The sequence below is a fragment of the Bradyrhizobium sp. AUGA SZCCT0431 genome, assembly GCF_018131065.1.
Taxonomy (GTDB): domain Bacteria; phylum Pseudomonadota; class Alphaproteobacteria; order Rhizobiales; family Xanthobacteraceae; genus Bradyrhizobium.
Map to the genome: position 1 here is coordinate 109,178 of NZ_JAFCLR010000008.1, position 24,422 is coordinate 133,599.

The window sequence follows — 24,422 nt, forward strand, 5'->3', positions numbered from 1 at the left end:
CGATGTTGTTCGACATGGAGACGCTGGAGGCTCAACAACGCTACAAGATACTGACGGCGACGGTAACGCCGCGGCCGATCGCCTGGGTGACGACGCTTTCCGAAGACGGTGTCATCAACGCGGCTCCCTACAGCTTCTTCAACGTGTTGGGGCACGAGCCGCCGACGCTTGCGATCGGGCTGCTCGCCGGACCGGGGCGCTTCAAGGATACCGCGACGAATATCCTTGCGACCGGAGAGTTCGCGGTGAACCTGGTTTCCGAACAGAATGCCGCGGCCATGAACGTCACCTGTATCGATGCGCCCCCTGATATCGACGAACTCGCGCTGGCGGGCCTCACCGCCGCCGCGTCACATGCGATACGGCCGCCGCGCATCGCGGAGTCCCCGGTTTCCTTCGAGTGCCGGGTGCTGAGTTCGATGGTGACCGGACCGCGCCAGACCGCGGTGATCGGCCGCATCCTGTGCGCGCACGTTGATGGTGCGGCGGTTCAGGACAGGGAGCGCTGCCATATCGACACGCGCGCCCTGCAGTTGATCGGCCGCATGCATGGCAGCGGCTGGTATGCCCGCTGCACCGATCTGTTCCAACTCGACCGGCCGAGCTGGGCGGAGTGGCGGCGAAACGCCGCGCCCCAACCGGATCAGGCGCCATGAACATGATGGCGCGCGCTGTCTCCGATTGTGCTGCGGCCGCACCTGCGACATTTGTTGCCCCGGCAACCGGAACTATAGTTCTTGCCTTCGGCGCCGTCTGCGAATTATGGTGCAGGCCGCTGGGGTATGGGCCGAAGGTTCTAATCGGAGCTTTCGGTTCGTGCTTGCTGAGGGCCGGAGATTTCGCGCACAAAATATCCGGGCTTACCGGGATTGACGAAGGCGCAGGCCTCGAGACGGCAGCCGCACTGGCTGGCGGAACAAAATAGATAATGAGGAGGGGAGTGAATATGAAAAAGACATTCTGGCTGGCGGGCGCAATGGCTCTGGCGCTGGCGCAGCCCGCGCTTGCGGCTGACAGCATCAAAATCGGTTTCGTCTCGACCTTCAGCGGCCCCACGGCCGCGATCGGCAACGACATGCGCAACTCGTTCGAACTGGCGCTCGACCATCTGGGCCGCAAGATGGACGGCAAGCCGGTCGAGGTGATCTATGAGGACGACGGCCAGAAGCCGGATGTCGGCAAGCAGAAGACCGAAAAGCTGATTCAGTCCGACAAGGTCGATTTCATCGTCGGCTATATCTGGTCGAACGTGCTGCTGGCCTCGCTGAAGACCGCAGTCGATTCCAAAACCTTCCTGATCTCGGCCAATGCCGGTCCCTCGCAGCTCGCCGGCGAATTGTGCTCGCCTTACGTGTTCTCGACCTCCTGGCAGAACGACCAGACGCCGCAGGCGATGGGCACTTACATGAACCAGAAGGGCGTCAAGTCGGTGTTCCTGATCGGCCCGAACTATGCCGCCGGCAAGGACATGCTGGCCGGCGTCAAGAGCACGTTCAAGGGCCAGGTGGTCGGTGAGGAATACACGGTGTGGCCGAGCCAGCTCGACTTCTCCGCCGAACTCACCAAGGCCAAGAACTCCAAGGCCGAGTCGATCTTCGTGTTCTATCCGGGCGCTGCCGGCGTGCAGTTCCTCAACCAGTATGCGCAGGCCGGCATCAAGGCGCAGATCCCGCTCTATACGGCGTTCACCATCGACGAATTGTCGCTGCCGCTGCAGAAGGACAACGCGCTCGGCGTTCCCGGTGCGCAGCAGTGGGTCAACGACCTGCCGAACCCCGAGAACAAGAAGTTCGTCGAGGACTACCGCAAGAAATATCCGAACCTGCGCCCGACCTTCTATGGCGCGCAATCCTATGATGCCGCGCAGCTGATCAACAGCGCGGTGGTTGCGGTCAAGGGCGACGTCACCAAGAAGGACGCGATGAAGGCCGAGATGGAGAAAGCCAACTTCAAGTCGGTGCGCGGCCCGTTCAAATACGGCAAAAACCACATTCCGATCCAGAACTTCTATCTGCAGGACGTGGTCAAGGATGCCGATGGTCAGCTCGCGCTGAAGACGGTGGCCACCATCGTCAAGGACAGCCAGGATGGCTTCCACGATAAATGCCCGATGAAGTGATCACTTGTTCTACCGACGCATGGTCCGCCAGAAATTGACGACTTGGCGAGAATCTTGGCAAGAAACTTGGCAAGGATCATGCATCCAATAAGAAAATGGCGGCGGCGCAAACGCGCTGCCGCTGTTTTGTTTCGAGTTGAGGGGCATGATCGCGACCAACGCGTGGCGTTGACGCCGGTATCATGGAGAGGGCGCTAAGTTGGTTCTTGTCGAACAATCGCTGAACGGGTTGCAGTTCGGCCTGCTGCTGTTCCTGCTCGCGGCCGGGCTGACGCTGGTGTTCGGCATCATGGATTTCGTCAATCTGGCGCACGGCTCGCTTTACATGATGGGCGCCTATTTCGCAGCGACCTTTACCGCATGGACCGGAAGCTTCATCCTCGGCGTGTTGCTGGCGCTCGGCGCCACGCTGCTGCTCGGGATCGTGCTGGAATTCGTCGCGCTCCGGCATCTCTACGGCCGCGACCACCTCGACCAGGTGCTGGCGACGTTCGGCCTGATCTTGTTTTTCAATGACGCGGTGCGGCTGATCTGGGGCCCGGCCGGCCTCGCGCTGCCGCTGCCGGCCTGGCTGACCGTGCCGGTCCAGATCATCCCCGGCGTGTACTATCCGGCCTACCGGCTGTCGATCATCATCGTCGCGCTCGCGGTCGCCGCGCTGCTTTACGTCGTTGTGATGCGGACCCGGATCGGCATGCTGATCCGCGCCGGCGCCTCCAACCGCGAAATGATCGGCGCGCTCGGCATCAACATCAAACTGCTGTTCACGCTGGTGTTCGGGCTTGGTGCGGCGCTCGCCGGTCTTGCCGGACTGATGCAGGCGCCGATCCTCACCGTGCAGATCGGCATGGGTGAGAACATCCTCATCCTCGCCTTCGTCATCATCGTCATCGGCGGCATCGGCTCGATCCGCGGCGCGTTCCTGGCCGCGATCTTCGTCGGCATGATCGATACGCTTGGTCGTGCCTTCCTGCCTGATCTCTTGCGCATGGTGCTGAGTTCCGCCGCCGCCTCCACCGCCGCACCCGCGCTGTCGTCGATGCTGATCTATCTCTTGATGGCGATCGTGTTGGTGGTGCGGCCGGAGGGGCTGTTTCCGGCCGCCAAACGATGAAATCACAAATCAATACGAGCAACGTCGTCGTGGCGCTGGTCGCCGCCGGACTGGTCGTGCTGCCGCTCTATTCGCAGCTCACCGGCAACATCTTCATCCTGACGCTGTTCACCCGCATCATCATCTTCGCGCTGGCCGCGGCCAGCCTCAATCTCATCATGGGCTATGGCGGCATGATGAGCTTCGGCCATGCCGCCTATCTCGGCATCGGCGGTTATGCGGTCGGCATCCTCGCCTTTGAAGGCGTCGGCTCAGGCTTCATCCAGTGGCCGGTGGCGCTTGCAGTGTCGGCGCTCTACGCGCTCGTGATCGGCGCGCTCAGCCTGCGCACGCGCGGCGTCTATTTCATCATGATCACGCTGGCCTTTGCGCAAATGGCCTATTACATCGCCTCGGGCATGTCGCGTTACGGCGGCGACGATGGCCTGACCATCTACAAGCGCAGCACTTTCGGTGGCCTGATCGACCTGTCGAACCGCGTCCAGTTTTATTATCTCTGTCTGGCTTGCCTGTTCGGCGGCATCTACCTGATCTGGCGGATCATCAATTCGCGCTTCGGCCTGGTGGTGCAGGGCGTGCGTTCCAACGAGCAGCGCATGCAGGCGATCGGCTTCCACGCCAACCGCTACCGGCTGGTCTGTTTCGTCATCTCCGGCACCATCTGCGGCCTGGCCGGTGCGCTGCTGGCGAACAATACCGACTTCATCAGCCCGGCCGGAATGTACTGGACCCGCTCCGGCGAGCTCATGGTGATGGTGGTGTTCGGCGGCATGGGCTCGCTGTTTGGTCCGGTGATCGGCACGATCTTCTTTCTGCTGCTGGAAGAACTGCTGTCGCAATTCACCGAATACTGGGCGCTGATCATGGGGCCGCTGCTGCTGCTGATCGTGCTGTTCGCGCGCGGCGGCATCATGGGTCTGCTCGGGAGGTTTAGCCGTGGCTGATCCCTTGCTCCGCGTTGAAAATCTGGTGCGGCGGTTCGGCGGCATCCTTGCCACCGACAACCTGTCGCTCGACGTCATCCCTGGCGAGTTGCATGCCATCATCGGCCCCAACGGCGCCGGCAAGACCACGCTGATCAGCCAGCTGACCGGTCAGTTGACGCCGAACTCAGGCACCATTGTTTTCGGCGGCCGCGACGTCACCGCCCTGCCGTCCTATAAGCGCAGCCGGCTCGGGCTGGCGCGCTCGTTCCAGATCACTTCGCTGCTGCCGAATTTTACCGCGGCCGACAATGTCGCGCTCGCGGCGCAAGCCCATGACGGGCACTCGTTCCGGTTCTGGGGCAACGCGCGCAAGGAAAAACCGCTGCGCGACGCGGCGCAGGCCGCGCTGACGCGGGTCGGGCTCGGGGCGCGCGCCGACGTGCCGGTGTCCGAACTCAGCCACGGCGAACAACGCGAACTCGAGCTTGCCGTCGCGCTGGCCACAAAGCCGCAACTGCTGCTGCTCGACGAGCCGATGGCGGGGCTCGGCGTCACCGAGTCGGCGCGCATGGTGGCGCTGCTGAAGGAACTGCGCAAGGAAGTCACCATCGTGCTGGTCGAGCATGACATGGAGGCGGTGTTCGCGCTCGCCGACCGCATCACCGTCCTCGTCTACGGCCGCGTCATCGCGTCGGGCGATCCCGATGCGATCCGCCACAACGACGAAGTCAAGCGCGCCTATCTCGGCGATCAGCACGTGGTGGTCGCTCATGGCTGAAACCCTTCTGGAAGTCGACGGTATCGAAACCTGCTATGGCCTCAGCCAGGTGCTGTTCGGCCTCTCGCTGTCGGTCCGGTCAGGCGAAATGGTCGCCCTGATGGGCCGCAACGGCATGGGCAAGACCACGACCATCCGCTCGATCATGGGGATGACGGCGGCGCGTGCCGGCACCATCCGTTTCGGCGGGCAGGAGGTTCGCAGCCTGCCGTCGTACAAGATTGCAAAACTCGGCATCGGCCTGGTGCCGGAAGGCCGCCAGATCTTTCCGAATCTCACCGTGTACGAAAACCTGGTCGCGGCCGCCGGCAATCGCGCCGGCAACTCCGATCCCTGGACCATCGAGAAAATCCACGCGCTGTTTCCGCGCCTCGCCGAGCGCGGCGGCAATATGGGCGTGACGCTGTCCGGCGGCGAGCAGCAAATGCTCGCGATCGGCCGCGCGCTGATGACCAATCCGAAGCTCTTGATCCTCGACGAAGCCACCGAAGGCCTGGCGCCCCTGATCCGCGAGGAAATCTGGAGCTGCCTGTCGATGCTCAAGGGCCGTGGGCAGTCGGTGCTGGTGATCGACAAGAACGTCGCCAACCTCTCCCGCATCGCCGACCGTCATTACATCATCGAGCGGGGACGCACGGTGTGGAGCGGCACGTCCGAGCAGTTGATCGCCGAGCCGGATTTGCAGCACCGGTATCTGGGGATTTGAGCGGGAGTCCGCGCGCGAACGCCCTCAAGCTTCAATGATCAGATCAAAGTACAGCGGTGTTTCGGTAACCCGGCTGATAAACTCTTGCCAACCGGCCGCCCCGGCGCCGACCGGGCCGGTCGGCAGGTTCGAGTCCGTTTGCAGAACGCGACCGCCGGCCTTTTCGACCAACGCCTGCTTGATGGCGGGCAGTGGGTGATTCCAGTCGGGCTTGGGCTTTTGGTGCGCCCACGCCTCGACCGCGGTAATCATCGCGACAAATTCGGTTGTGCTATCGCCCTTCGCCATCACGGCAAGATTGGCCCGACCCGACCCGAGTTTTCCCTTTAGCGTTGCGTTGTGGCTGCCGTGGTGCCCGACCTTGTAGAGCACGGTGCGCTCGAGCAGGTCGGTCGCCGTAACCTTCTTTCCGCCATCGTCGAATTCGCCGTCGGTCCAGGATCGCCAGTTTCCCGCTTGAGCGTCTCCGACAAACAGCAGCACTTTGCCGTTCTTCGACAGTTCGAACGCAAGCACGAGGCTCGCATTGTTGGTGGCATTGTTCATGGCGAGCGCCAGCGCGCCGGCATCCATCGCGTCATCCGCCGTCATCCGGCGCCAAACCGCGTTGGACGAGATTTCCTTGCCGTCACCGGGTTCCGGGACCGGACTGCTCCCGTAGCGGGATTCAAAAAATTCACCGAACTTGTCGTCCGTGAACGCCTGGTCGAGCGGAAGCGCGTGGCGGCGCGGGAACGGCGACGTTGTTGGACCGGCTGGCGCGCCTCCCGCACCAGCTGCGGCCATTTCATGGCCGAAGTTCTCGTCCCCAATTGGGTCGAGGTCGTCGATCTTGTTGATGTCGCGCGGCGGACCAAGCACAAAGGCCCGCGCGCCGTTCGCGCCGGGAATCGGGCGGATTTTCTCATGGGGATAGAGATATTCCGGATCTCCCGGCGCGCATTCGCGCAGGTATTTCATCGCGACCTTGTTCGCCGACTTGGCGGGGTCCTTTCCGCCAGCGGCGGCATGCGCCAAACCGTTGTAGTTCTCGGCCTCCTCTCCCAGTTCGAATTCCAGGTACCAGTCGAGGGTGCCTGCCGCGTCGTTGTTTCCAAGCCCCATGAGATTGGCGCGCTCATCGATCAGTCCGAGCAGCCGGTCCTTGAACTTCTTCCGCAATTGATTCGCGATATCGTCGTCCGGGTTTTCGGTCCATGCGAACCAGACCTTGCCGACCTTGAGGTCGGGAAAGTTGGTCGATGTGAGCCCATTGACGTGATCCTGATGTTCGTGCGTGACGATCGCGACATCGACGAAGCCGCCGGTGGTTTCGAGGATGTTCGCGCCGATATCCGCTACCTTCGTCGGCGGCTTGAGTTTAGCGGGTGACCCCGGCTTGTAGCCGCAATCGATCAGCACATATGCCGGCTTGTCCGGGTTATCGCCGGCGAACGCGATCAGGAAGCAATCCCCGTGACCAATGCGGTACATGCGAACCGCGGCGCCGCCGGGCGGTGGCTTGAGCATCGAATTGACGGCAGCGGTCGCGGGCGCATCAGGCGCCGGCTGTTTTGCTTTTTTCTTGCTTGCGACCTTCTTGGCCTTCTTGGACGCTTTCTTGGCTGCAGCTTTCTTGGCCGTTGTTTTCCTGGCCATGATTCAGTCCCCGGCGTGCGAATGAAGGAGCGCGAACGGTTCGGCGCTCGCGCTAAACCGGGCCGCGGTGGGCGCAAAGGCGTTGGGCGGGGACAGCCCGTTGAGCAGGTAGTGCCGCATGCGGTCGAGCTCGTCCTCGTTGTCCACGGTGCCCGGCGTGCGGATCACGCGCCGAATCTGCGTTCCTGCCGGATCAATCAGGAGGGTGCAGCCGGCGCGGTATTTGAAATCTCGCTCGGCATCGGCCCACGCGTCTGGCGTCGCATCCTGGTCCTTCTGCTTCTTCTTGTCGAAGAAACCGGCGCGCCATTGCGTTACCGCGACGACCATGTGCTGCTCGGGCCAGCCGAGCGGTCCGCGTTTCATGGCGGTGCGCACGGCATGGATCTCGACATTGGCCTGGTTCGGATTGCGTTGGCGCGCGGAGATGGTCTTGGGCAGATTATAGACCTGAACCACCAGGCCAAGCGCATCGGTCATCCATCTGTAGTCTTCGTCCAGCAGCCAGGAATGGAATGTGGCCGCCTGCCTGTCGGCATCGACCCATATATCGAAACGCGGCATCTGCAAGCCGGCCGGAGTCAAAATGCCGGATGAGGGTGCCATTGATTGCTCGGGGGCCGCGCGCAATGCCTTCCGTTGATAGGCTGGATCGTCGCTGCTCGGCGCTGCCTGACTGAACATTTTCTTCATCGCATTCCGGCTGAGCGTCTCTTCCGCGATGAAGTCGCCCTTGGAAACCTTGACGCGTTCCTTCACTAGCTCCGTCTCGGTCGGCCAGAGCAGGCTGTCCTCTGCCATCGAGCGGGCGCCGCGCGGCGATATTCCCCATTCGCGGAAGCTTTCGATGAAGGCCAGTCGCCAGTGCTCGCGGTCTACCGGATTCATGTCGTGGTCGGCCGTCACGATCGCGCGCAAATAGCCGCCGAACGTAATCCCGACAGGCGGGCAATAATCGATGGCACGAATGCACATCTGCAAGGCCCGGTCCGCGCAAGACTGAGCTTCGTCGGCGAGGCGGTTGACGAGATCGGGATGGATGTCGCCCTCGCGCAGAACCCCGGTGCCTTCGGTGGCGATCCGGAACAGATCCCGAGTCCGCGCCTGGTAGACCCTGGTGAAAGCGCCGAAGACAGCCGCAACCAGGATGGCGCCGCGATCATGTGGCTCCGACGTTTCGTCAAGCATTGTCGGATCGGGCCTTATCGGTTCCCAGACACCCTTCACTTCCTTACCGAGATAGCTGCGCAGCGCATCGCCGCGCCCCGACGCCAAGGCAAACTGCTGCGCGAGCTGGCCCAGTACGCTTTGGCGGACGAGGTCGCCGCGTGTACGTGCAATCTGGTCGCGCAATACGCCCGGGTAGGAAAAATGCTGGAACAGCGCCACGATGTCCGCGAAAGCCTCGTGAAAGGCCAGCACGTCCTCGTTAACCGGCTCGCTAAAGCGCGGGTGCACGCCGTCGAGCAGGGCATGCGTCGTCTCGTGAGCGATGATGTCATGCGAAAGACAGGTGAATACCGTCGTGCCCGGGGTATTCTTCTTGTCTTTTGCTTTAGTCGAGAAATATCCGAACAGCAGTGCCTTCTTTTGCGGACTGTAGAAGGCATTCTGCTGGCGTAGCGCGTGCGGGTAGATGCGCAGGCGGGGCACGTAGTTTTCCGCGTAGTCGCTGTTTGCCACGGTGTGCGCGCGCGGAGACCAGAGTGCTTTTCGTCCCAGAGCGCGTTCGAAATGTTCGATCGTCTTCATCGCGACCGCGTAACACATCTGTTGATGGAAGCGGGGGTCGGATTCCGATGGTTGAAGTCCGTCGGTCGCGAGCAGCGCGGGCGCGTTGAGGTCGACGGGCGTATAGGCGACACCGCCGCCTGGATCGATATCGATCACCTCAATGTATTCGCCGACCGGCCCCTTCTCCAAATTGTCTTCCCACGGGATTTCGATCGTGATGCCGCTCATTCCAGCGAGATCGTAGCGCGCAGCGAGTGCCGGATCGAACGAGAATATTCGCAAGCGCCGCGTGTTAGGGCGAGGATAGTCTTGCACGGCCGCCGTCCCTTGGGTTCAAGCTTGTCGTTGCGTTAGCTCGCTGCGTTGGCCTGTTGTCACCCGGAGTATAGAATTTGTATCGATACTCGTCAAGATTGTACTCGGGTAATGCTTGAGGCGACGCCGTCAAGCGCGATAATGAGGGCTGATTGCGTAAGCAAGATGAATTGCTTCTTCGCTGGCGCCCTTGCGCAAACGCTGGGTATTTGTCGCAGGCAATGACGGAGTATGCTGTTAATCGCTCGCCCTGGGTCACGTCTCCATGAACCCCGACGCCGACCGTATCATCGGACTGTATCAACGGCATGCGAACGCCTGGGCGCAGGACCGCGGCAACCGGCTGATGGAGCGCGCGTGGCTCGACCGGTTTCGCGCGCTGCTGCCGGCCGGAGCTGCCGTGCTCGACATCGGCTGCGGTTCAGGTGAGCCGATCGCCCGTTACCTCACCCAGCAGGGATGTCATGTCACCGGTGTGGATTCGTCACCGGAAATGATTGCCCTGTGCACGGTATCTTTTCCGGATCTTGCGTGGCACGTCGCCGACATGCGCACGCTCGCCCTCGCGCGGCGCTTCGACGGTTTGCTGGCGTGGGACAGTTTCTTCCACCTCTGTCCCGATGACCAGCGCCGGATGTTTGCTATCTTCCGGCAGCATGCTGCGCCGCGCGCGGCATTGATGTTCACGAGCGGTCCGGCGCATGGCGAAGCGATCGGGAGCTACAGGGGCGAGCCGCTCTATCATGCCAGCCTGGACGCCGCCGAATACCGCGCGCTGCTCTGCGCGAATGGTTTCGATGTGGTGGCGCATGTCGTCGAAGATCCGGACTGCGGCGGTCATACGGTCTGGCTGGCCCAACTCACCTAGCGCGGTCGGCTGGCCCACGCTGCGTGCAGGTCAGCCAGAACGATCACGGGCATGCTAGGTGGGCCCGGGATTGTTGGAAGATGACGAACGCTGGTATACTCTTTTTTTCGTCAAACTGGCGTGTTCTCTCGGGGCCGCGCCGCGTGCCATTAAACCTCAAGCCGGACCGTGACCTCCATCAGGCCAAAGTATGTCTAACAATGTATTCAATTGCCTTCCTGTTGACCGGCAGGTTTTCACGTTTGTCGGCGCCGCGACCACTGCGCCGCAATACGATGTTGAGCACCGCTTGCTCCTGATCTAGCCTAGGGCTGCGCGATGTCCCTCGATGCTCCCACCGCGTTGCGATCTGGTTTGCCGACCCGGCCGACTGGCGCTTCCCGCAAGAGCGTGCCGCTGATGCTCTTCTTTTTTTCCATGAGCATCATTGTTTCGGTCTGGTACTGGTTGGCGGCGCCGGTGCTGCTGGATCATGCGCCGATCGATTCCGCGAAGAAGCTCGACTGCGTGTCCTACGCTCCGTTCCGGAGCGGGCAGACGCCGTGGAATTCCGACATCATCATCAGCCCGGAGCAGATTGCGGAAGATCTCGGCCAGTTGGCCGGGATATCGAACTGCATCCGCACCTACTCGGTCGAGAACGGGCTCGACAAGGTGCCTCAGCTGGCGTCGAAGGTCGGGCTCAAGGTCATTCTCGGCATCTGGCTCGGACGCGACCGCACGAAAAACGCCGATCTCATCGACACCGCGGTTGCGCTGGCCAAGGCGTATCCCGGCACGGTCACGTCGGTCGTCGCCGGCAGCGAGGTGCTGCTGCGGGGCGAAATGACCGTGTCCGATCTTCGGGAAGTGATCCGCTCGGTCAAGGCGCGCATCACGACGCCGGTGACCTACGCCGATTCCTGGGATTTCTGGCTGCGCCACCGGGAGATGGCCGACGACGTCGATTTCGTGACGGTCCACATGTTGCCGTTTTGGGAAGACGTGCCGATCCGCGCCGAAGACGCCGCCGCACATGTGATCGATATCTACGGGAAGGTCGCACATGCCTTCCCCGGCAAGAACATCCTGATCGGCGAAGCCGGCTGGCCAAGCAAAGGACGCATGCGCGACGTCGCACTGCCGTCCCGCATCAATCAGGCCCATTTCATTTCCGAACTCCTCGACCGCGCCGGGCGGGAAAAAATTCGTGTCAATCTGTTCGAGGCCTACGACGAGTCCTGGAAGCGCCAGTGGGAAGGCACGGTCGGCGCCCATTGGGGCCTTCTCGACGGTGATAGCCGTCAAATCAAGCATGCGCACGGAGCGGCCGTCAGCAATTATCCGTTCTGGAAGCTGCAACTGGGAGCCGGCCTTGCTTTCGGCATTTGTGTTTTTGCCGTTGCATTGTTGACGCTTTGGCGTCGGCCGACGGCGACAGGATTGGCGCCGTGGCTGGCCGTGTCGGCGTGCGCGACGACAGGCGGAATCCTGCTCGGGTTGGGCGCCGAAAAGGCCTTTTATGAAAACTATGGCGCCGCCGGTCTGCTGAACCAGGGATGGCTTCTGACCGCGGCCATCACGCTGCCGCTGCTGTGCGCCAACGCGTTGATGGCCGGACGGCCGTTGCCGTCCTTCCGGGAATTGCTCGGCCCGCGCGAGGGCTGGCCCTCATCATTGCCTGCGCTGGTGCTGGGCGTTGTGCTGATGGGCACCACGCTGATCACAGTAGAGGTCGCGCTCGGCCTCGTGTTCGATCCGCGTTCGCGGGATTTCCCGTTCGCCAGCGTGACCATGGCGGCTGTGCCGGTCTGGACGGTGGCTCTGCTCTGCCGTCGAAAGTCAGACAACGGCGTCACCGCCGAGGCGGTGTTTGCCGGCCTGCTCGTGGCGGCTGCGCTGTTCCTCTTTTTCAATGAGGGTGTTCACAACTGGCAGTCGCTGTGGACGGCAGCGGCGTTCGTCCTGTTTGGCGCCGCGCTGTGGACGCCGCGTTTCGTTGCCGTGTGGAGCGCGCTCCCGAACATGCCGTTCGTCTTCCGGAAGACGCTCCGCAAACAACGACTCGCCGTACAACCGATCGCCGTCGCTTCCCTGCCGCCGCCAAAACCGCCGGCGGCTACCGCCGGCGGCTTCGTTGCGGCGACGTCAAAGGTCGAATGCGACAAATAGCTGTGTGCTGAACAGGGCTCTGGTCCGGGAACGAACGCATGTGGTCGAACAGATTTTCCCGGCGCCGTTTTGGCAAGATCGCAGGATGGGCGGCGCTCGGCCTGTCGACGGGATCGGTCAAATCCGCCGATGCGCAAAGCGGTTCCGGCGGCCGGAAATTGATCGCGGCCTTTCCGGCTGATTTTAGATGGGGCACCGCGACCTCGTCCTATCAGATCGAAGGCGCCGTCAACGAGGACGGTCGAGGGCCGTCGATCTGGGATCGTTTTGCGCACACGCCCGGAAAAATTGCCGATCACAGCACTGGCGACGTCGCTGATGACCACTACAACAGGTACAAGGACGACGTCCAATTAATGAAGGCGCTGGGGACGAAGACCTATCGCTTCTCGATCGCGTGGCCACGCGTCTTTCCGGAAGGAATGGGCACACCCAATCCGAAAGGCCTCGACTTCTACAACCGGCTGCTCGACGAGCTCCTGGCAAACGGCATCGAACCGTTTGCCACGCTGTATCATTGGGATTTGCCGCAGGCGCTGCAAGACCGCTTCGGTGGCTGGATGTCACGCGACACCGCGAAAGCGTTTGCGGATTATTCCGCCTATGTCAGCGAGCGCCTGAGCGATCGCGTCAAGCACATTTTCACGATCAACGAATGTTCGAGGCTCGTTCAACTCGGCCACGGTCTTGGGCTTGACGCCCCGGGCCTGAAATTGTCCGCGGCCGAACTGAACCAGGTTCGTCACCACGTCGCCCTCGGACACGGCCTTTCAGTGCAGGCGATCCGGGCACACGCCAAGGCCGGAACCAAAATCGGCCTCGCCGAGAACATGGTCAACTGCATCCCCGCGATCGAGACGCAAGCGAATATCCGCGCCGCCGAGATCGCGGTGCGCGAGCTCAATGCCGGCTATCTGACCGCAATCCTCGAGGGAAAATTCACCGACGCCTATCTGGTGCAGCCCGACGCCCCGAAACACACCGCCGATGATCTTCGGATCATTTCATCGCCGATCGATTTCGTCGGGCTGAATGTCTACACGCCCGATCATTACGTGCTGGCCGCGGACAACGCGCGCGGCTACACGCTGGTGCCGTTTCCGGCATCGTTCCCGCATATGGATGCGTCCTGGCTGAGGATTGGGCCGGAGGCGCTGTATTGGGCGCCGCGTCACGCGGCGAAGATTTGGGGCGTGAAGTCGATCTACATCACCGAGAACGGGACGTCGTCGACCGATCAGCCGGCCGCGGACGGCAACATCTACGATACCGACCGGGTCATGTATCTGCGCAACTATCTGTTCCATCTGCAGCGAGCGACGTCGGAAGGCGTCCCGGTGGCCGGGTACTTCCTGTGGAGCCTGATCGACAATTTCGAATGGATGGACGGCTACCAGAAACGCTTCGGCCTCTACCACGTCGATTTCAACACGCAGCGCCGCACGCCGAAACTGAGTGCGTCATTTTACCGCGAGATCATCAAGCAAAACGCCGTGGTTTAATATCGGCGGTGATTGACAGGACCGTCTAAAACTTTTCCCCTGCGCGGACCGTCATGGTACCGTCAAGTGTGGCCGCCTGCTACGAAGCGGCATCAGGGTTGGGAAATCAACATGAAGCGGCGGGATTTTATTGCGCTTGTCGGCGGCGCGACGGCTTGGCCGTTCGCGGTGCGAGCGCAGCAGGCGCAACCAAGCCGGATCGGCGTGCTCGTCATCGGTAATGCGGATGTGCCTTCGTTCGGAAAGGAACTTCGTGAAGGTTTGCGCGAACTCGGCCGCATCGAAGGACAGCATTACGTTATCGAGTTTCGTTCTGCCGAAGGACAACTCAGCCGCCTGCCGGAACTCGCGGCGGAACTGGTTCGGCTCAAAGTCGATGTCATCGTGGCGCTCTTCACGCCGTGCGCCTTCGCAGCGAAGCAGGCGACGCGCGAAATCCCGATCGTCATTCTGTCGGGCGATCCGCTTGGGACCGGTTTGGTTCAGAGTCTTGCCAACCCTGGCGCAAACATCACCGGCCTATCGCAGATGGGCGCGGAAACCCATGGCAAATGTGTCGAGCTGTTCCGCGACATGCTGCCATCGACACGGCGGGTCGCGCTGATTGCCAATGCCGCCGATCCGGTATTTGCAAAATCCTTTCTCGAACAAGCCCAGCGCGCCGGCGCCGGTACATCAAGCGAAATCGCTCCCGTCATCACGGTTCGTGGCCCGGAAGAACTGGAAGCGGCCTTTGCAACGGCGGTGAAGGAAAAGGCCGGCGCGGTCGTCTTTCAGGCCAGCCTGCCGACCAAACGCATGGTCGAGCTCGCCCTTGCACATCGCCTGCCGGCTGCAACCATTATCCGTGGCTTTGCCGAGACCGGCGGCCTGATGTCCTATGGTTCGGACGGGCCGGTGCTGTTCAAGCGCGCCGCGACGTTCGTGCACAAGGTCCTGCGGGGCGAAAAGCCGGCGAACATTCCTGTCGAGCAGGCGGTCAAGTTCGAGCTTGTCATCAATCTCAAGACCGCAAGGGCGATCGGCTTGACCGTACCAGCAGGTCTGCTTGCCCGGGCCGATGAAGTGATCGAATGAGTTTGAGAATTTTGAGCTGTATTTCTGTCGTCCCGGCGAAGGCCGGGACCCATACCGCGTGATCTTTCCGCGAAAGCGACGGCGTCAGATACCTTTCAAAGCAATGACCGCTGCGGAGTATGGGTCCCGGCCTTCGCCGGGACGACGCGAGACTTTTCTAAAACATCTCGAAATATTCGCGATGTTCCCATTCCGAGACTTCGGCCTGGAAGCGTTCGATCTCGGCGTTCTTGATGTGGACGTAATAGTCGACGAACTCTTTTCCGAACGCCCCACGAAAAAACGGATCGTCGCTCAGCGCGGTCACAGCTTCACGCAGCGTCTTCGGCAACAGCGCCGCCTTGGTCTCATAAGGCGTGTCGGCGGACGGGCCGGGGTCAAGCTTGCGGTCGACGCCGTCGAGGCCGGAGAGAATCTGCGAGGCCATGTAGAGATAGGGATTGGCGGCGGGCTCGCCGATGCGGTTTTCGAGGCGCGTCGCGGCATCATTGGGGCCGCCGAGCACGCGGATCATGACGCCGCGGTTGTCGCGGCCCCAGATCGCGCGATCCGGCGCCAGCGAATAGGTGCGGTAGCGCTTGTAGCCGTTGATGGTCGGCGTCGTGAACACGGCGGAGGCGCGGGCATGTGTCAGCAGTCCCGCGAGATAGTTGCGCGCAAACGGACTGAGCGTTTCGCCCCCGTCCTTGGTCATGAACGCGTTCTCGCCGCTGGCGCGCGACACGATCGATTGATGCAGATGCCAGCCGGACGCGAACACGTTCGGCAGTTTGGGCCGGCACATGAAGGTGGCGTGATAGCCGTGGCGTCTTGCGACCTGCTTCACGGCGCTGCGAAACAGCACCATGTTGTCGGCGGGCGTCAGCCCCCTGGTCGGCGCAAAGGTGAATTCGCATTGGCTCGGGCCGAACTCGACTTCAACCGATCGCAGCGGCAGGCCTAGCGCCAGCACGTCGCGCCGAATGATTTCCAGCACCGGCTCCATCTGGTCGTAGCGCTGCTCGGTCAGGTATTGATAGCCGTGCGACAGCAGGCTCACCGAAGGCGGCTGGCCCGGCTGGCCGGCATCCTCCGGCGCCATGCGCGGGTCTTCGAGCTTGAAGATGTGAAACTCGACTTCGAGGCCCGCGACAAAATCGTAGCCGCGCTGGCCGAGTTGATCGAGCACGCCGCGATAGAGGTGTCTTGTCGCGAACGGCACCGGGCGGCCATCGCTGAAGTAGATGTCGCACAGCAGCCAGCCGGTCGTTGGTGCCCAGGGCAGTACGCGGAACGTGGTCGGGTCGGCCACCATCAGCACGTCGGCGGCACCTTCCATCTCGCGCATGCCAAAACCGCCGCCGGACGTGAACACCGGAAACACCGTGCGGTGCGAGGTGTCCTTGGCGAGCATGGTCGTGGTGACCGAGCAGCCGCTCTCCAGCGAGGCCAGCGCCTCGCTCGCGACCAGCGTCTTGCCGCGCAAAATGCCGTGCTGGTCCGGAAACGACAGCCGGATGACTTCGAGTTTTTGTTCCTCGACGATACGGCGCAGGCGGCTCGCCGCCTCCTTCTGCTCCGCCGACCACAGGCCGTGACGCTCGACAAAACTCAACGCGTCACTCCATTCGTTGCCGTCGTTCCGGGATGGTCCGAAAGGACCAGACCACAGGTGCGCAATTGCGCACCGAGAACCTCGAGATTCCGGGTTCGACGCTTCGCGTCGCCCCGGAATGACAATGCCTCAAACATCACTCAGCCGCCGTCAGATGCCGGATCTTGTCGGATATCTCGCCCGGAACCGGCGCCGCCCATGGCGCGCCGCGGCGGCGTTTGACGTCGACTTCCATCCAGTAGATTTCCCACCCTCGGGTCGGCCCGATGCCGTCCATGGTGGCCGGACCCTGGATGCTGCGCGCGCGGGACGCGTCGAGGAACATGAACGGTTTCTCGCCGCCGGAGACCTTTTCGATCTCCTGGCGCAGCAGGCGGCGATACTGCACGATCGCCTTGTCTGAGGTGCCGAGATGTTCGTTGGTGCGGTCCTGGATCGCGCCCATCGATTCCACCGCCCACTGGTCGTGCACGTTGATGTCGGCGCCCATGCCGGTATAGGTCTCGGTCGCCTGCTCGTGCGGATCGAAGCCGTAATCGTTCGACTTGTTCTTGCGCGATTTGTAATCGGGCAGTTCGTAGAGTTCGAGGCGCTGGTCGCGCATCTTCTTCTTGTCGACCGGCGCGGTGTAACTGGTGAAGATCGCGTACCAGTAGCAGTTCTCGTCGTCGACCGGCACATGCCACTGCGTGATCGTCATCTCCGTGCTCATCGGAATCACGAAGCCGTGCGGGAAAAGCTGATTGGTGACGCGCACATGGGTGCGCTCCTCGTCGATCTCGCGCAGCGCGATCAGCCGCAGGCCATATTCGGTGTGCTCGACATTGATGATCGGGTTGTCGTATTCGCGCAGGATTTTCGTCATCGGCATGTCTGACCCGGCGGACGCGCCGCGGAACTGCTTGCCGTAGCTGGCCGAGGTGTCCTCGTCCTCGAAGAAGCGATGCAGGAAGGAGGCGTGCGCCGGATCGATGCCGACTTCGAGCGCCTGCAGCCAGTTGCAATTGATGTGGCCCTTGAATGCAAACGTATGGCTGTCGGGCGCGATGAAGCAGTCGATCTCCGGAAATGCCGGCGGCTCGCCTTCGCCGAGGTAAGCCCAGAGGATGCCGCTCTTCTCGACCACGGGATAGGAGCGCTGCTTGATGCCCTTGCACAGGTTCGAGCCCTTCGGCTCCGCCGGCGTCTCGATGCACTGGCCCGATGTGTCGAACAGCCAGCCATGGAACGCGCAGCGCAGGCCGCCATGTTCCAGCCGGCCGAACGCGAGGTCGGCGCCGCGATGCGCGCAATGGCGGTCGATTAGGCCGTTGCGATTGTTCTCGTCGCGGAACAGCACCAGGTTTTCGCCGAGCAGCTTGACGGCTTTGACCGGCCGCGGCCCTTGCAGCTCGTCGACCAGCGCGGCCGGCTGCCAGTACATCCGCATCAGTTTCCCGCAGGGGTCTTTTGGCCCGGTGCGGGTGATCAGGTCGTTCGCTTCCTGGCTCATCATGGCGTTCAGCCCTTTCGTCGGAGGCAGTTTGTTCGCCTATTGAACGAATGGGCGAATTATGCCATGGCTGGAGAGGACGGCAAGCACAATTTTGAACGCTTCCAATCGGAAGGGCCAATGCCAAAGCTGAAACGCGCCGAGGGCGAAGAGCGCGCCACCGACTTCGTCGAGAGTCTCGACCGCGGCGTCCGCCTGCTTCAGGTGTTCGGCACGATCGGGGGGGCCGCGACGCTGAGCGATCTGGCGCGCGCGGCCGACCTGCCTCGCGCCACCGCCCGCCGCATCCTGTTCACGCTCGAGCATGGCGGCTTCGTCACGTCAGACGGCAAGCTGTTCATGCTGACGCCGCGCGTGCTGACGCTTGCAGCCTCCTATCTGCAATCGAGTCAGGTGGTGACGGTGCTGCAGCCGGTGCTCGACCGGATCGCGCTGGCCGCGCAGGAAATAAGCTCGCTCGCGGTGCTCGATGGCGACGAGGTCGTGTTCATCGCGCGCGGCAGTCCGACGCGGGTGTTCTCCGCCGGCCTCGACATCGGCTATCGCCTGCCGGCGTTCTGCACCTCGGTCGGCCGCGTCATGCTCGGCCAGTTCGACGATGGCGACCTCGCCGCGCGGATCGCGGCCATGCGGCGCGAGCCGATGACGCCGCACACGGTGACCGATCCAAAACGATTGCTCGCTTGCGTGTGCGGCGATCGCGAACAGGGCTATTCGCTGGTCGATCGCGAGGCCGAGCCGCATTTCCGTTCGATCTCGGTCCCGGTGCGCCGCTACGACGACGTGATCGTCGGCGCCATCAACATGGGCGCGCATGTCGACCGCGTCTCGACGGCTGAAATGATCGAAAGGTTTTTGCCGTTGCTGAAAGAGGGTGCGGAATCGGTCAGATCGATGTTGCTGTAAGCATTGCTGAGAGTTTCGTAGGGTGGGCAAAGGCGCTCTTGCGCCGTGCCCACCATTTTTTACGCGACATAGAATTTGGTGGGCACGCTTCGCTTTGCCCACCCTACGGCCGCAAACCTAGAATTTTTCCTCCATCTGCCATGAACGCGTTTCCCTCCGGCATGCACGAAGCTGATGCAGATGCCGTGAGAAATGAAATGAACAATCCCGACTGGGCTGTCCGTATCGTCGCCGTTCCCCCCGGCGAAGCCCCGCTATGGGTACGCCAGAAATGGGTCGGGCTCGATTTGCCGGTCATACGCTATGCGGCGCATCGAAAACTTCTCGCCTTCGGGGTTCTGTCGCGGCCGCGTTCACGGGCGGCGCAATGGGCGGCCGTGTTTCGTGGGCAGGCGGAACTGGTCGCCGGCTATGCGGTGGAGGCGGCGCCCGCCGTCGGCATTCTCGCCAAAGCGAGTCCCGAGGCCGCCGCATGGTGGCGCGAGAACACGCCGCATCTGATCGCGCCGAAGCGCTACCTCGTGTTCCACGAGGAAGTCTGCCGGATTGCCGATATCTGATGAGGAAACTAAAACCGGCTAGCGCTTGAGCGCGGCGGCGATCATTTCGAACTTGGCGACGATCTGCGGGGTCACCAGATAGCGAAGCGTGCCCGCAACCGACAGGCTGACGACGATCGCGACGATCGTGTACTGCGCCGTCAACACCGCCAGTATCGCGCGAAGCGGGCGCGGCCGGCTCCTCGGCATCTTTGCGGCAATGCGGATGGAAGCGTCGTCTTCAAGGGTACTCATGCGATTTCATCCTGCATGGCGGCTGAGCGGATCGCATCAGTGTTCGGATCGCAGCTGATCGAGGCGCGACTGCAGTTGCCGGTTCGCCCGTTCGCTGGCGCGCAGCTTGCGCGCCCAGTTCAGCTCAACGACGCCTCCCGCCTCGCTTGCGCCTGAAAACACCAGGCCTGCCGCGAAACGATCGCGCCAGACCAGGCGCGCCAGACAGGAGATTGCCTTGCGTTCGATTTCGAAATCCACCTCGTCGGGCACGAGCGCGGCATTTTCAAATTCGATCCTGGCCCCGAACGGGCTGAAGTTGCGCACGACGCAGGCGAGCGTCGAAGAGCGGGCGTTGAACGCGACCCTTCCGCCGTAATAGACGCGGGTTCTGGGCAGTTTGCGGCGCTCTGACATGATCCGTGTTCCATACGTTTAACGCTTTGGTAACACTATTAGAGGGTGTGTTTCCGCATGGAACTGTTGCGGTGGTTAACCGCGGCCGTGGTTAATGGTGCCGTTCTTTCGCGAGCGGTGCACGAAGACAACCGCGCCCGCTCAGCCCCGCGCGAACATCCGCGCTTCATCGTGCAGCACCGGCGCCACCGCATCGACCAGCCGCGACGCCGCGTCGTTGACGTTCAGCCCCGCGGTATCCACCACGGCGGACGCGCGCGCGTAGAGCGGTTCGCGGCTGACCAGGATGGTGCGCAGTTCGGCCATTGCGGAGCGATCGTCCGCCATCGGACGCAGGTCGCCCTGGCCGCGTACCCGCGCCATGTGTTCTTCGGGCTTCGCCTTCAGCCAGATCGTGTAGAACGACGACAGGATCAGGTCGAACGTCAGGGGTTCGGAGACGATGCCGCCGCCGGTGGCCAGCACCATCAGCTCCTTGCGCGCCAGCAATTGCCCGAGTGCGGCCTGCTCCATGCGCCGAAAGCCTTCCTGGCCGTAGAGCGCGATGATCTCGGCGACGGACAATCCGTTCTGCGCCTCGATCTCCTTGTTGAGTTCGACAAAGCTCCAGCCGATTTTCTTCGCCAGCATTTTGCCGAGCGTCGATTTGCCGGCGCCGCGCAGGCCGATCAGGGCGATGCCCGAAAACGACATCTTGCGATGCGCCGCAGTACTTCCGCCCGCGAGCACATCCTTGGCCTGCGCGATCTGCGCGGATGTCGCCTTGCGCACGAGGTCGCGGATGACAGCCCAGTCGGGCACAGGTTCGGTGGAGGGAATGAGATCTTCCAGATGCGCGCCCATCGCGTTCGACACCCGGCGCAGCAGCACGATCGAGACGTTGCCCTTGCCGCTTTCGAGCTGGGCGATATAGCGTTCGGAAATGCCGGAAACTTTCGCGAGCACTTTTCGCGACATGCCGCGCAACGCCCGCATGGTGCGCACGCGCTGGCCGAGCTGCTCAAGAAAGCCGGTTTCGGGATCGCTGGTTTCGGACATTTCCCTTGGGTAGCCCCTTAGCTCGCCCTGGCTGCAAATCGGTGCGGTTCGGAAACATAATGCCGATGAGGATTGACAGCAAGCGCGCCCGGTGGTCTTTATATGAATTATAATTCTTAAAATCTGGGAGAAGCGTCTTGAGCGGCACGTCCGGTTCCTACAATGCGGTGACCTGGCTGCTTGATCGCAATGTCGACGAGGGCCGCGGCGCCAAGCTGGCCTTCACCGATACGGTCTCCGAACTCACCTATGGCGATCTGCAGCGGCAAAGCCGCCGCGTCGCCAACATGCTGCGCCGGCTCGGCGTCCGCCGCGAAGAGCGCGTCGCGATGATCATGCTCGACACCGTCGATTTTCCTTCCGTGTTCCTGGGCGCGATCCGCGCCGGCATCGTGCCGGTGCCGCTCAACACGCTGCTGACGGCGGATCAATATGCCTATGTGCTGGCGGATTGCCGCGCGCGGGTGCTGTTCGTGTCCGAAGCGCTCTATCCCGTCGTCAAAGACATCGTCGGGCGGATGCCGGACCTCGAACATGTGATCGTGTCCGGCAAGGACGCGCATGGCCACAAGAAGCTTGCCGACGAACTCGCGCGCGAGAGCGACACCTTTGCGACCGCGGCGACGCATCCAGATGAGCCCGCGTTCTGGCTCTATTCGTCGGGCTCCACCGGCATGCCCAAGGGCGTGCGCCATCTGCATTCCAATCTCGCCGCCACCGCCGAAACCTACGCCAAGCAGGTGCTCGGCATTCGCGAGGACGACGTCGGCCTCTCGGCGGCAAAACTGTTTTTTGCCTACGGCCTCGGCAACGCGCTGACCTTTCCGATGTCGGTCGGCGCGTCAACGGTGCTGAATTCCGATCGCCCGACGCCGGCGGTGATGTTCGCGCTGATGAACAAATACAACCCCAGCATCTTCTTCGGCGTGCCGACATTGTTCGCGGCGATGCTCAACGACGAGACGCTGAAGGACACGGGTGCCGGCAAGCGGCTTCGCGTCTGCACCTCGGCGGGCGAAGCGCTGCCGGAATCGGTCGGCAATGCCTGGAAGGCGCGGTTCGGCGTCGACATTCTCGACGGCGTCGGCTCGACCGAGCTGTTGCACATCTTTCTTTCCAACGCGCCCGGCGACATCAAATACGGCTCGTCCGGCCGCCCCGTGCCGGGCTACCGCGTGCGGCTGGTCAATGAAGCGGGCGCCGATGTGCCCGATGGCGAGGTCGGCGAATTGCTGGTCGATGCGCCCTCGGCCGGCGAGGGCTACTGGAACCAGCGCAGCAAGAGCCGGCAAACGTTTGAAGGCCACTGGACCCGCACCGGCGACAAGTACATCCGCGACGCCGACGGCCGCTACACGTTCTGCGGCCGCAGCGACGACATGTTCAAGGTATCCGGCATCTGGGTGTCGCCGTTCGAGGTCGAGAGCGCACTGATCACCCATCCCGCGGTGCTCGAAGCCGCCGTGGTGCCCGAAGCCGATCCGGAAGGCCTGCTGAAGCCAAAGGCCTTCGTGGTGCTGCGCGCCGAAACCAAAACCGACGGCCTGCATGACGCGCTGAAAGAGCACGTCAAGCAGAAGATCGGGCCGTGGAAATATCCGCGCTGGATCGATGTGGTGGATAGTCTGCCGAAGACGGCAACGGGAAAAATCCAGCGGTTCAAGTTGCGGGATGGAGCGCAATAAACACGCGTCGTCCCGGCGAACGCCGGGACCCATACGCCGCGGCCGTTGTTGTTGAGCACAATGGTCGACGGCTTCTTTCAACAACAGATGACCGGGGGTATGGGTCCCGGCGTTCGCCGGGACGACAAGCATCTCGATCACTTCGAAGAGTAACAACATGACCCTCTCCCCCACCGGCTTCCTCACCATCGGCGCTTCTGATCTCGAATACCGCATGATCGGTCCGTCACCTCAGGACGCGCCGACCATCGTGATGCTGCATGAAGGCCTCGGCTCGGCCGGCCTGTGGGGTGACTTCCCGGACAAGCTTCAGGCCGCCACCGGCGCCGGTGTCTTTGCTTACTCGCGTGCGGGCTATGGCGCGTCGACGCCGGTGAAATTGCCGCGCGCGGTCGATTACATGCACAGCGAGGCGCTCGATGTGCTGCCAAAGCTGCTGGATGCGATCGGCTTTCGCCGCGGGCTGCTCGTCGGCCATTCCGATGGCGCCTCGATCGCGGCGATCTATGCCGGCAGCCATCAGGATCACCGCGTCGAAGGCGTCGTGATGATCGCGCCGCATTTCATCGTCGAGGACATCTCGGTGAGTTCGATTGCCAAGATCAAGACCGCCTATGAGACCTCGGACCTGAAGGCAAAGCTGGCGCGCTGGCACAAGGATGTCGACAACGCCTTCTATGGCTGGAACGGCGCCTGGCTCGATCCGGCCTTCCGCAACTGGGACATTTCCGAATACCTCGCCTATATCCGCGTGCCGGTGGCGATCCTGCAGGGTCTGGATGACGAGTATGGGACAATGCGCCAGATCGAGATCGCCCAGGAAGAGTGCTACTGTCCTGTCGATGTGACCGTGATCCCGGGGGCGGGACACCAGCCGCATCGGGAGGCGCCGGGGGCGACGCTGGATGCGGTCCAGGAATTCGCGAACGCGGTGTTGCGTGTTCATGACGGCTCGCAGGGACGGGCCGCGTAAGCTATTTTTCCGTGCACTGTTTGGGACTGTTGGTCGTCGGGCCATGCCCCGATGACCACCGCGCCTCTGGCCACAGGCAATCTTCCGCTGCCGCGATGGGCCTATGTGCCGGGCGAGGCTGACGAGGCCGACGCCGATTATGAAACGCTGGCCCAGGTCACCGCGCTCGTGCCGTCGCGGTTCGGCGGCCATGTGCCGGCCCGCCATCCGGCGCTGCGCTACGCGCTGCGGCTCAACGACCACGGTTATTTCTGGGAGTCGCAGGAGATCCTTGAGGCGGTGTGGGCCGCCGCGCCGCAAGGCGGCCGCGAGCGAATCCTGCTGCGCGCCTGCATCCAGATCGCGACCGCGAATTTGCGCCTGCGCATGCAAAAGCCGCACGCCGCAGCAAGGCTGCTCGGCGAGGCGCTCGCCGAACTCAAGGCGCTCGGCATGCGCAACGCCGGCGGCGACGGCTTCGCCGACGGTTTTCCGGCTTTGGCCCTGGCCGAACTCGTCAAGGCCAAACTAGGGCGGCCACAGCTTGCCAAGGCCGATTGGGTGGCCTTTGGCTCTGTCGGCCGAACATGAAACAAAATGCATGTTCCGACGTTTTAGACTAGACCTGACCAAAAAC

22 protein-coding genes are annotated in these 24,422 nt (G+C 62.6%); 15 read left to right on the forward strand and 7 right to left on the reverse strand.

All coding sequences use genetic code 11. The annotated features are described in order from the left end of the window. The first annotated feature begins 2 nt into the window (after positions 1 to 2). The 6 genes from JQ567_RS09660 to JQ567_RS09685 all read left to right on the forward strand — a co-directional run bounded on the left by JQ567_RS09660 (position 3) and on the right by JQ567_RS09685 (position 5,643). Positions 3 to 656, forward strand: a complete 654-nt coding sequence (locus tag JQ567_RS09660) for a flavin reductase family protein (protein ID WP_212438596.1) — start codon at positions 3 to 5, stop codon at positions 654 to 656. A 290-nt stretch (positions 657 to 946) separates the two neighbouring features. Beyond that, a complete protein-coding gene (locus JQ567_RS09665) occupies positions 947 to 2,119 on the forward strand; it encodes an ABC transporter substrate-binding protein (RefSeq protein ID WP_212438597.1) in 1,173 nt (390 codons plus the stop codon). 199 nt (positions 2,120 to 2,318) lie between these two features. Beyond that, positions 2,319 to 3,233, forward strand: coding sequence for a branched-chain amino acid ABC transporter permease (locus JQ567_RS09670; protein ID WP_212411462.1), 915 nt, complete (start codon positions 2,319 to 2,321; stop codon positions 3,231 to 3,233). Next, positions 3,230 to 4,177, forward strand: a complete 948-nt coding sequence (locus JQ567_RS09675) for a branched-chain amino acid ABC transporter permease (RefSeq protein ID WP_212438598.1) — start codon at positions 3,230 to 3,232, stop codon at positions 4,175 to 4,177. Before JQ567_RS09670 ends, JQ567_RS09675 begins: the two co-directional genes overlap by 4 nt. Then, the gene (locus JQ567_RS09680; protein WP_212438599.1) at positions 4,170 to 4,937 is read left to right on the forward strand and encodes an ABC transporter ATP-binding protein; all 768 of its coding nucleotides are present in this window, start codon (positions 4,170 to 4,172) and stop codon (positions 4,935 to 4,937) included. The genes JQ567_RS09675 and JQ567_RS09680 overlap by 8 nt, the downstream gene beginning before the upstream one ends. Further along, the gene (locus JQ567_RS09685) at positions 4,930 to 5,643 is read left to right on the forward strand and encodes an ABC transporter ATP-binding protein (protein WP_212438600.1); all 714 of its coding nucleotides are present in this window, start codon (positions 4,930 to 4,932) and stop codon (positions 5,641 to 5,643) included. Before JQ567_RS09680 ends, JQ567_RS09685 begins: the two co-directional genes overlap by 8 nt. A 24-nt stretch (positions 5,644 to 5,667) precedes the next feature. Here JQ567_RS09685 and JQ567_RS09690 read toward each other — a convergent pair whose 3' ends face one another. After that, positions 5,668 to 7,281: a hypothetical protein gene (locus JQ567_RS09690; RefSeq protein ID WP_212438601.1), complete on the reverse strand. Its 1,614-nt coding sequence runs from the start codon at positions 7,279 to 7,281 to the stop codon at positions 5,668 to 5,670. A 3-nt stretch (positions 7,282 to 7,284) separates the two neighbouring features. Next, on the reverse strand, positions 7,285 to 9,243 hold the full coding sequence (locus JQ567_RS09695; protein ID WP_212438602.1) for a hypothetical protein: 1,959 nt from the start codon (positions 9,241 to 9,243) through the stop codon (positions 7,285 to 7,287). Positions 9,244 to 9,595: 352 nt separating this feature from the next. Here JQ567_RS09695 and JQ567_RS09700 point away from each other — a divergent pair, with 352 nt between their 5' ends. The 4 genes from JQ567_RS09700 (at position 9,596) to JQ567_RS09715 (ending at position 14,928) form a co-directional block, all read left to right on the forward strand. Next, positions 9,596 to 10,198, forward strand: a complete 603-nt coding sequence (locus JQ567_RS09700; RefSeq protein ID WP_212438603.1) for a trans-aconitate 2-methyltransferase — start codon at positions 9,596 to 9,598, stop codon at positions 10,196 to 10,198. A gap of 399 nt (positions 10,199 to 10,597) precedes the next feature. After that, positions 10,598 to 12,349 carry a glycosyl hydrolase family 17 protein gene (locus JQ567_RS09705; RefSeq protein WP_212438604.1) on the forward strand — a complete coding sequence of 584 codons (1,752 nt, stop codon included), beginning with the start codon at positions 10,598 to 10,600 and terminating at the stop codon, positions 12,347 to 12,349. A gap of 38 nt (positions 12,350 to 12,387) precedes the next feature. Continuing rightward, positions 12,388 to 13,851, forward strand: a complete 1,464-nt coding sequence (locus JQ567_RS09710; protein ID WP_212438605.1) for a GH1 family beta-glucosidase — start codon at positions 12,388 to 12,390, stop codon at positions 13,849 to 13,851. Between the two features lie 111 nt (positions 13,852 to 13,962). Then, positions 13,963 to 14,928 carry an ABC transporter substrate-binding protein gene (locus tag JQ567_RS09715; RefSeq protein ID WP_212438606.1) on the forward strand — a complete coding sequence of 322 codons (966 nt, stop codon included), beginning with the start codon at positions 13,963 to 13,965 and terminating at the stop codon, positions 14,926 to 14,928. Between the two features lie 157 nt (positions 14,929 to 15,085). Here the strand turns inward: JQ567_RS09715 and JQ567_RS09720 are convergent, their stop codons facing one another. Together JQ567_RS09720 and JQ567_RS09725 are read right to left on the reverse strand one after the other, a co-directional pair. Continuing rightward, complete coding sequence (locus JQ567_RS09720; RefSeq protein WP_212438607.1) at positions 15,086 to 16,522, reverse strand: glutamine synthetase family protein; 1,437 nt, start codon at positions 16,520 to 16,522, stop codon at positions 15,086 to 15,088. A 136-nt stretch (positions 16,523 to 16,658) separates the two neighbouring features. Then, positions 16,659 to 18,017 (reverse strand): aromatic ring-hydroxylating dioxygenase subunit alpha, encoded by a 1,359-nt coding sequence (locus tag JQ567_RS09725; RefSeq protein ID WP_212438608.1) that lies wholly within the window; start codon positions 18,015 to 18,017, stop codon positions 16,659 to 16,661. A gap of 117 nt (positions 18,018 to 18,134) precedes the next feature. Between JQ567_RS09725 and JQ567_RS09730 the strand changes: the two genes are divergently transcribed. Next, positions 18,135 to 18,920, forward strand: coding sequence for an IclR family transcriptional regulator C-terminal domain-containing protein (locus JQ567_RS09730; RefSeq protein ID WP_212438609.1), 786 nt, complete (start codon positions 18,135 to 18,137; stop codon positions 18,918 to 18,920). Between the two features lie 197 nt (positions 18,921 to 19,117). Beyond that, positions 19,118 to 19,480: a hypothetical protein gene (locus JQ567_RS09735; protein ID WP_212438610.1), complete on the forward strand. Its 363-nt coding sequence runs from the start codon at positions 19,118 to 19,120 to the stop codon at positions 19,478 to 19,480. Between the two features lie 18 nt (positions 19,481 to 19,498). On the opposite strand, the gene JQ567_RS09740 is transcribed toward JQ567_RS09735, so the two are convergent. The 3 genes from JQ567_RS09740 to JQ567_RS09750 all read right to left on the reverse strand — a co-directional run bounded on the left by JQ567_RS09740 (position 19,499) and on the right by JQ567_RS09750 (position 21,148). Then, positions 19,499 to 19,714, reverse strand: a complete 216-nt coding sequence (locus JQ567_RS09740) for a hypothetical protein (RefSeq protein ID WP_212392092.1) — start codon at positions 19,712 to 19,714, stop codon at positions 19,499 to 19,501. 36 nt (positions 19,715 to 19,750) lie between these two features. Next, positions 19,751 to 20,110, reverse strand: coding sequence for a PilZ domain-containing protein (locus JQ567_RS09745; protein WP_212438611.1), 360 nt, complete (start codon positions 20,108 to 20,110; stop codon positions 19,751 to 19,753). Positions 20,111 to 20,251: 141 nt separating this feature from the next. Continuing rightward, the gene (locus JQ567_RS09750; RefSeq protein WP_212033461.1) at positions 20,252 to 21,148 is read right to left on the reverse strand and encodes a helix-turn-helix transcriptional regulator; all 897 of its coding nucleotides are present in this window, start codon (positions 21,146 to 21,148) and stop codon (positions 20,252 to 20,254) included. Positions 21,149 to 21,285: 137 nt separating this feature from the next. On the opposite strand from JQ567_RS09750, the gene JQ567_RS09755 reads away from it, so the two are divergent. The 3 genes from JQ567_RS09755 to JQ567_RS09765 all read left to right on the forward strand — a co-directional run bounded on the left by JQ567_RS09755 (position 21,286) and on the right by JQ567_RS09765 (position 24,376). Beyond that, positions 21,286 to 22,833: a benzoate-CoA ligase family protein gene (locus tag JQ567_RS09755; RefSeq protein ID WP_249165364.1), complete on the forward strand. Its 1,548-nt coding sequence runs from the start codon at positions 21,286 to 21,288 to the stop codon at positions 22,831 to 22,833. A 157-nt stretch (positions 22,834 to 22,990) separates the two neighbouring features. After that, positions 22,991 to 23,806 (forward strand): alpha/beta fold hydrolase, encoded by an 816-nt coding sequence (locus JQ567_RS09760; RefSeq protein WP_212438612.1) that lies wholly within the window; start codon positions 22,991 to 22,993, stop codon positions 23,804 to 23,806. Positions 23,807 to 23,857: 51 nt separating this feature from the next. Then, complete coding sequence (locus tag JQ567_RS09765; protein ID WP_212438613.1) at positions 23,858 to 24,376, forward strand: DUF309 domain-containing protein; 519 nt, start codon at positions 23,858 to 23,860, stop codon at positions 24,374 to 24,376. The last annotated feature ends 46 nt before the right edge of the window (positions 24,377 to 24,422 follow it).

What these genes read in the sequence shown, in the direction of transcription:
- JQ567_RS09685 (WP_212438600.1), top strand. Translation starts at nt 4,930, where the DNA reads ATGGCTGAAACCCTTCTGGAAGTCGACGGTATCGAAACCTGCTATGGC.
- JQ567_RS09725 (WP_212438608.1), bottom strand. Translation starts at nt 18,017, where the DNA reads ATGATGAGCCAGGAAGCGAACGACCTGATCACCCGCACCGGGCCAAAA.
- JQ567_RS09695 (WP_212438602.1), bottom strand. Translation starts at nt 9,243, where the DNA reads ATGAGCGGCATCACGATCGAAATCCCGTGGGAAGACAATTTGGAGAAG.
- JQ567_RS09660 (WP_212438596.1), top strand. Translation starts at nt 3, where the DNA reads ATGTTGTTCGACATGGAGACGCTGGAGGCTCAACAACGCTACAAGATA.
- JQ567_RS09710 (WP_212438605.1), top strand. Translation starts at nt 12,388, where the DNA reads ATGTGGTCGAACAGATTTTCCCGGCGCCGTTTTGGCAAGATCGCAGGA.
- JQ567_RS09750 (WP_212033461.1), bottom strand. Translation starts at nt 21,148, where the DNA reads ATGTCCGAAACCAGCGATCCCGAAACCGGCTTTCTTGAGCAGCTCGGC.
- JQ567_RS09700 (WP_212438603.1), top strand. Translation starts at nt 9,596, where the DNA reads ATGAACCCCGACGCCGACCGTATCATCGGACTGTATCAACGGCATGCG.
- JQ567_RS09690 (WP_212438601.1), bottom strand. Translation starts at nt 7,281, where the DNA reads ATGGCCAGGAAAACAACGGCCAAGAAAGCTGCAGCCAAGAAAGCGTCC.
- JQ567_RS09735 (WP_212438610.1), top strand. Translation starts at nt 19,118, where the DNA reads ATGAACAATCCCGACTGGGCTGTCCGTATCGTCGCCGTTCCCCCCGGC.
- JQ567_RS09705 (WP_212438604.1), top strand. Translation starts at nt 10,598, where the DNA reads ATGCTCTTCTTTTTTTCCATGAGCATCATTGTTTCGGTCTGGTACTGG.
- JQ567_RS09675 (WP_212438598.1), top strand. Translation starts at nt 3,230, where the DNA reads ATGAAATCACAAATCAATACGAGCAACGTCGTCGTGGCGCTGGTCGCC.
- JQ567_RS09760 (WP_212438612.1), top strand. Translation starts at nt 22,991, where the DNA reads ATGACCCTCTCCCCCACCGGCTTCCTCACCATCGGCGCTTCTGATCTC.
- JQ567_RS09740 (WP_212392092.1), bottom strand. Translation starts at nt 19,714, where the DNA reads ATGAGTACCCTTGAAGACGACGCTTCCATCCGCATTGCCGCAAAGATG.
- JQ567_RS09730 (WP_212438609.1), top strand. Translation starts at nt 18,135, where the DNA reads ATGCCAAAGCTGAAACGCGCCGAGGGCGAAGAGCGCGCCACCGACTTC.
- JQ567_RS09765 (WP_212438613.1), top strand. Translation starts at nt 23,858, where the DNA reads ATGACCACCGCGCCTCTGGCCACAGGCAATCTTCCGCTGCCGCGATGG.
- JQ567_RS09745 (WP_212438611.1), bottom strand. Translation starts at nt 20,110, where the DNA reads ATGTCAGAGCGCCGCAAACTGCCCAGAACCCGCGTCTATTACGGCGGA.
- JQ567_RS09715 (WP_212438606.1), top strand. Translation starts at nt 13,963, where the DNA reads ATGAAGCGGCGGGATTTTATTGCGCTTGTCGGCGGCGCGACGGCTTGG.
- JQ567_RS09665 (WP_212438597.1), top strand. Translation starts at nt 947, where the DNA reads ATGAAAAAGACATTCTGGCTGGCGGGCGCAATGGCTCTGGCGCTGGCG.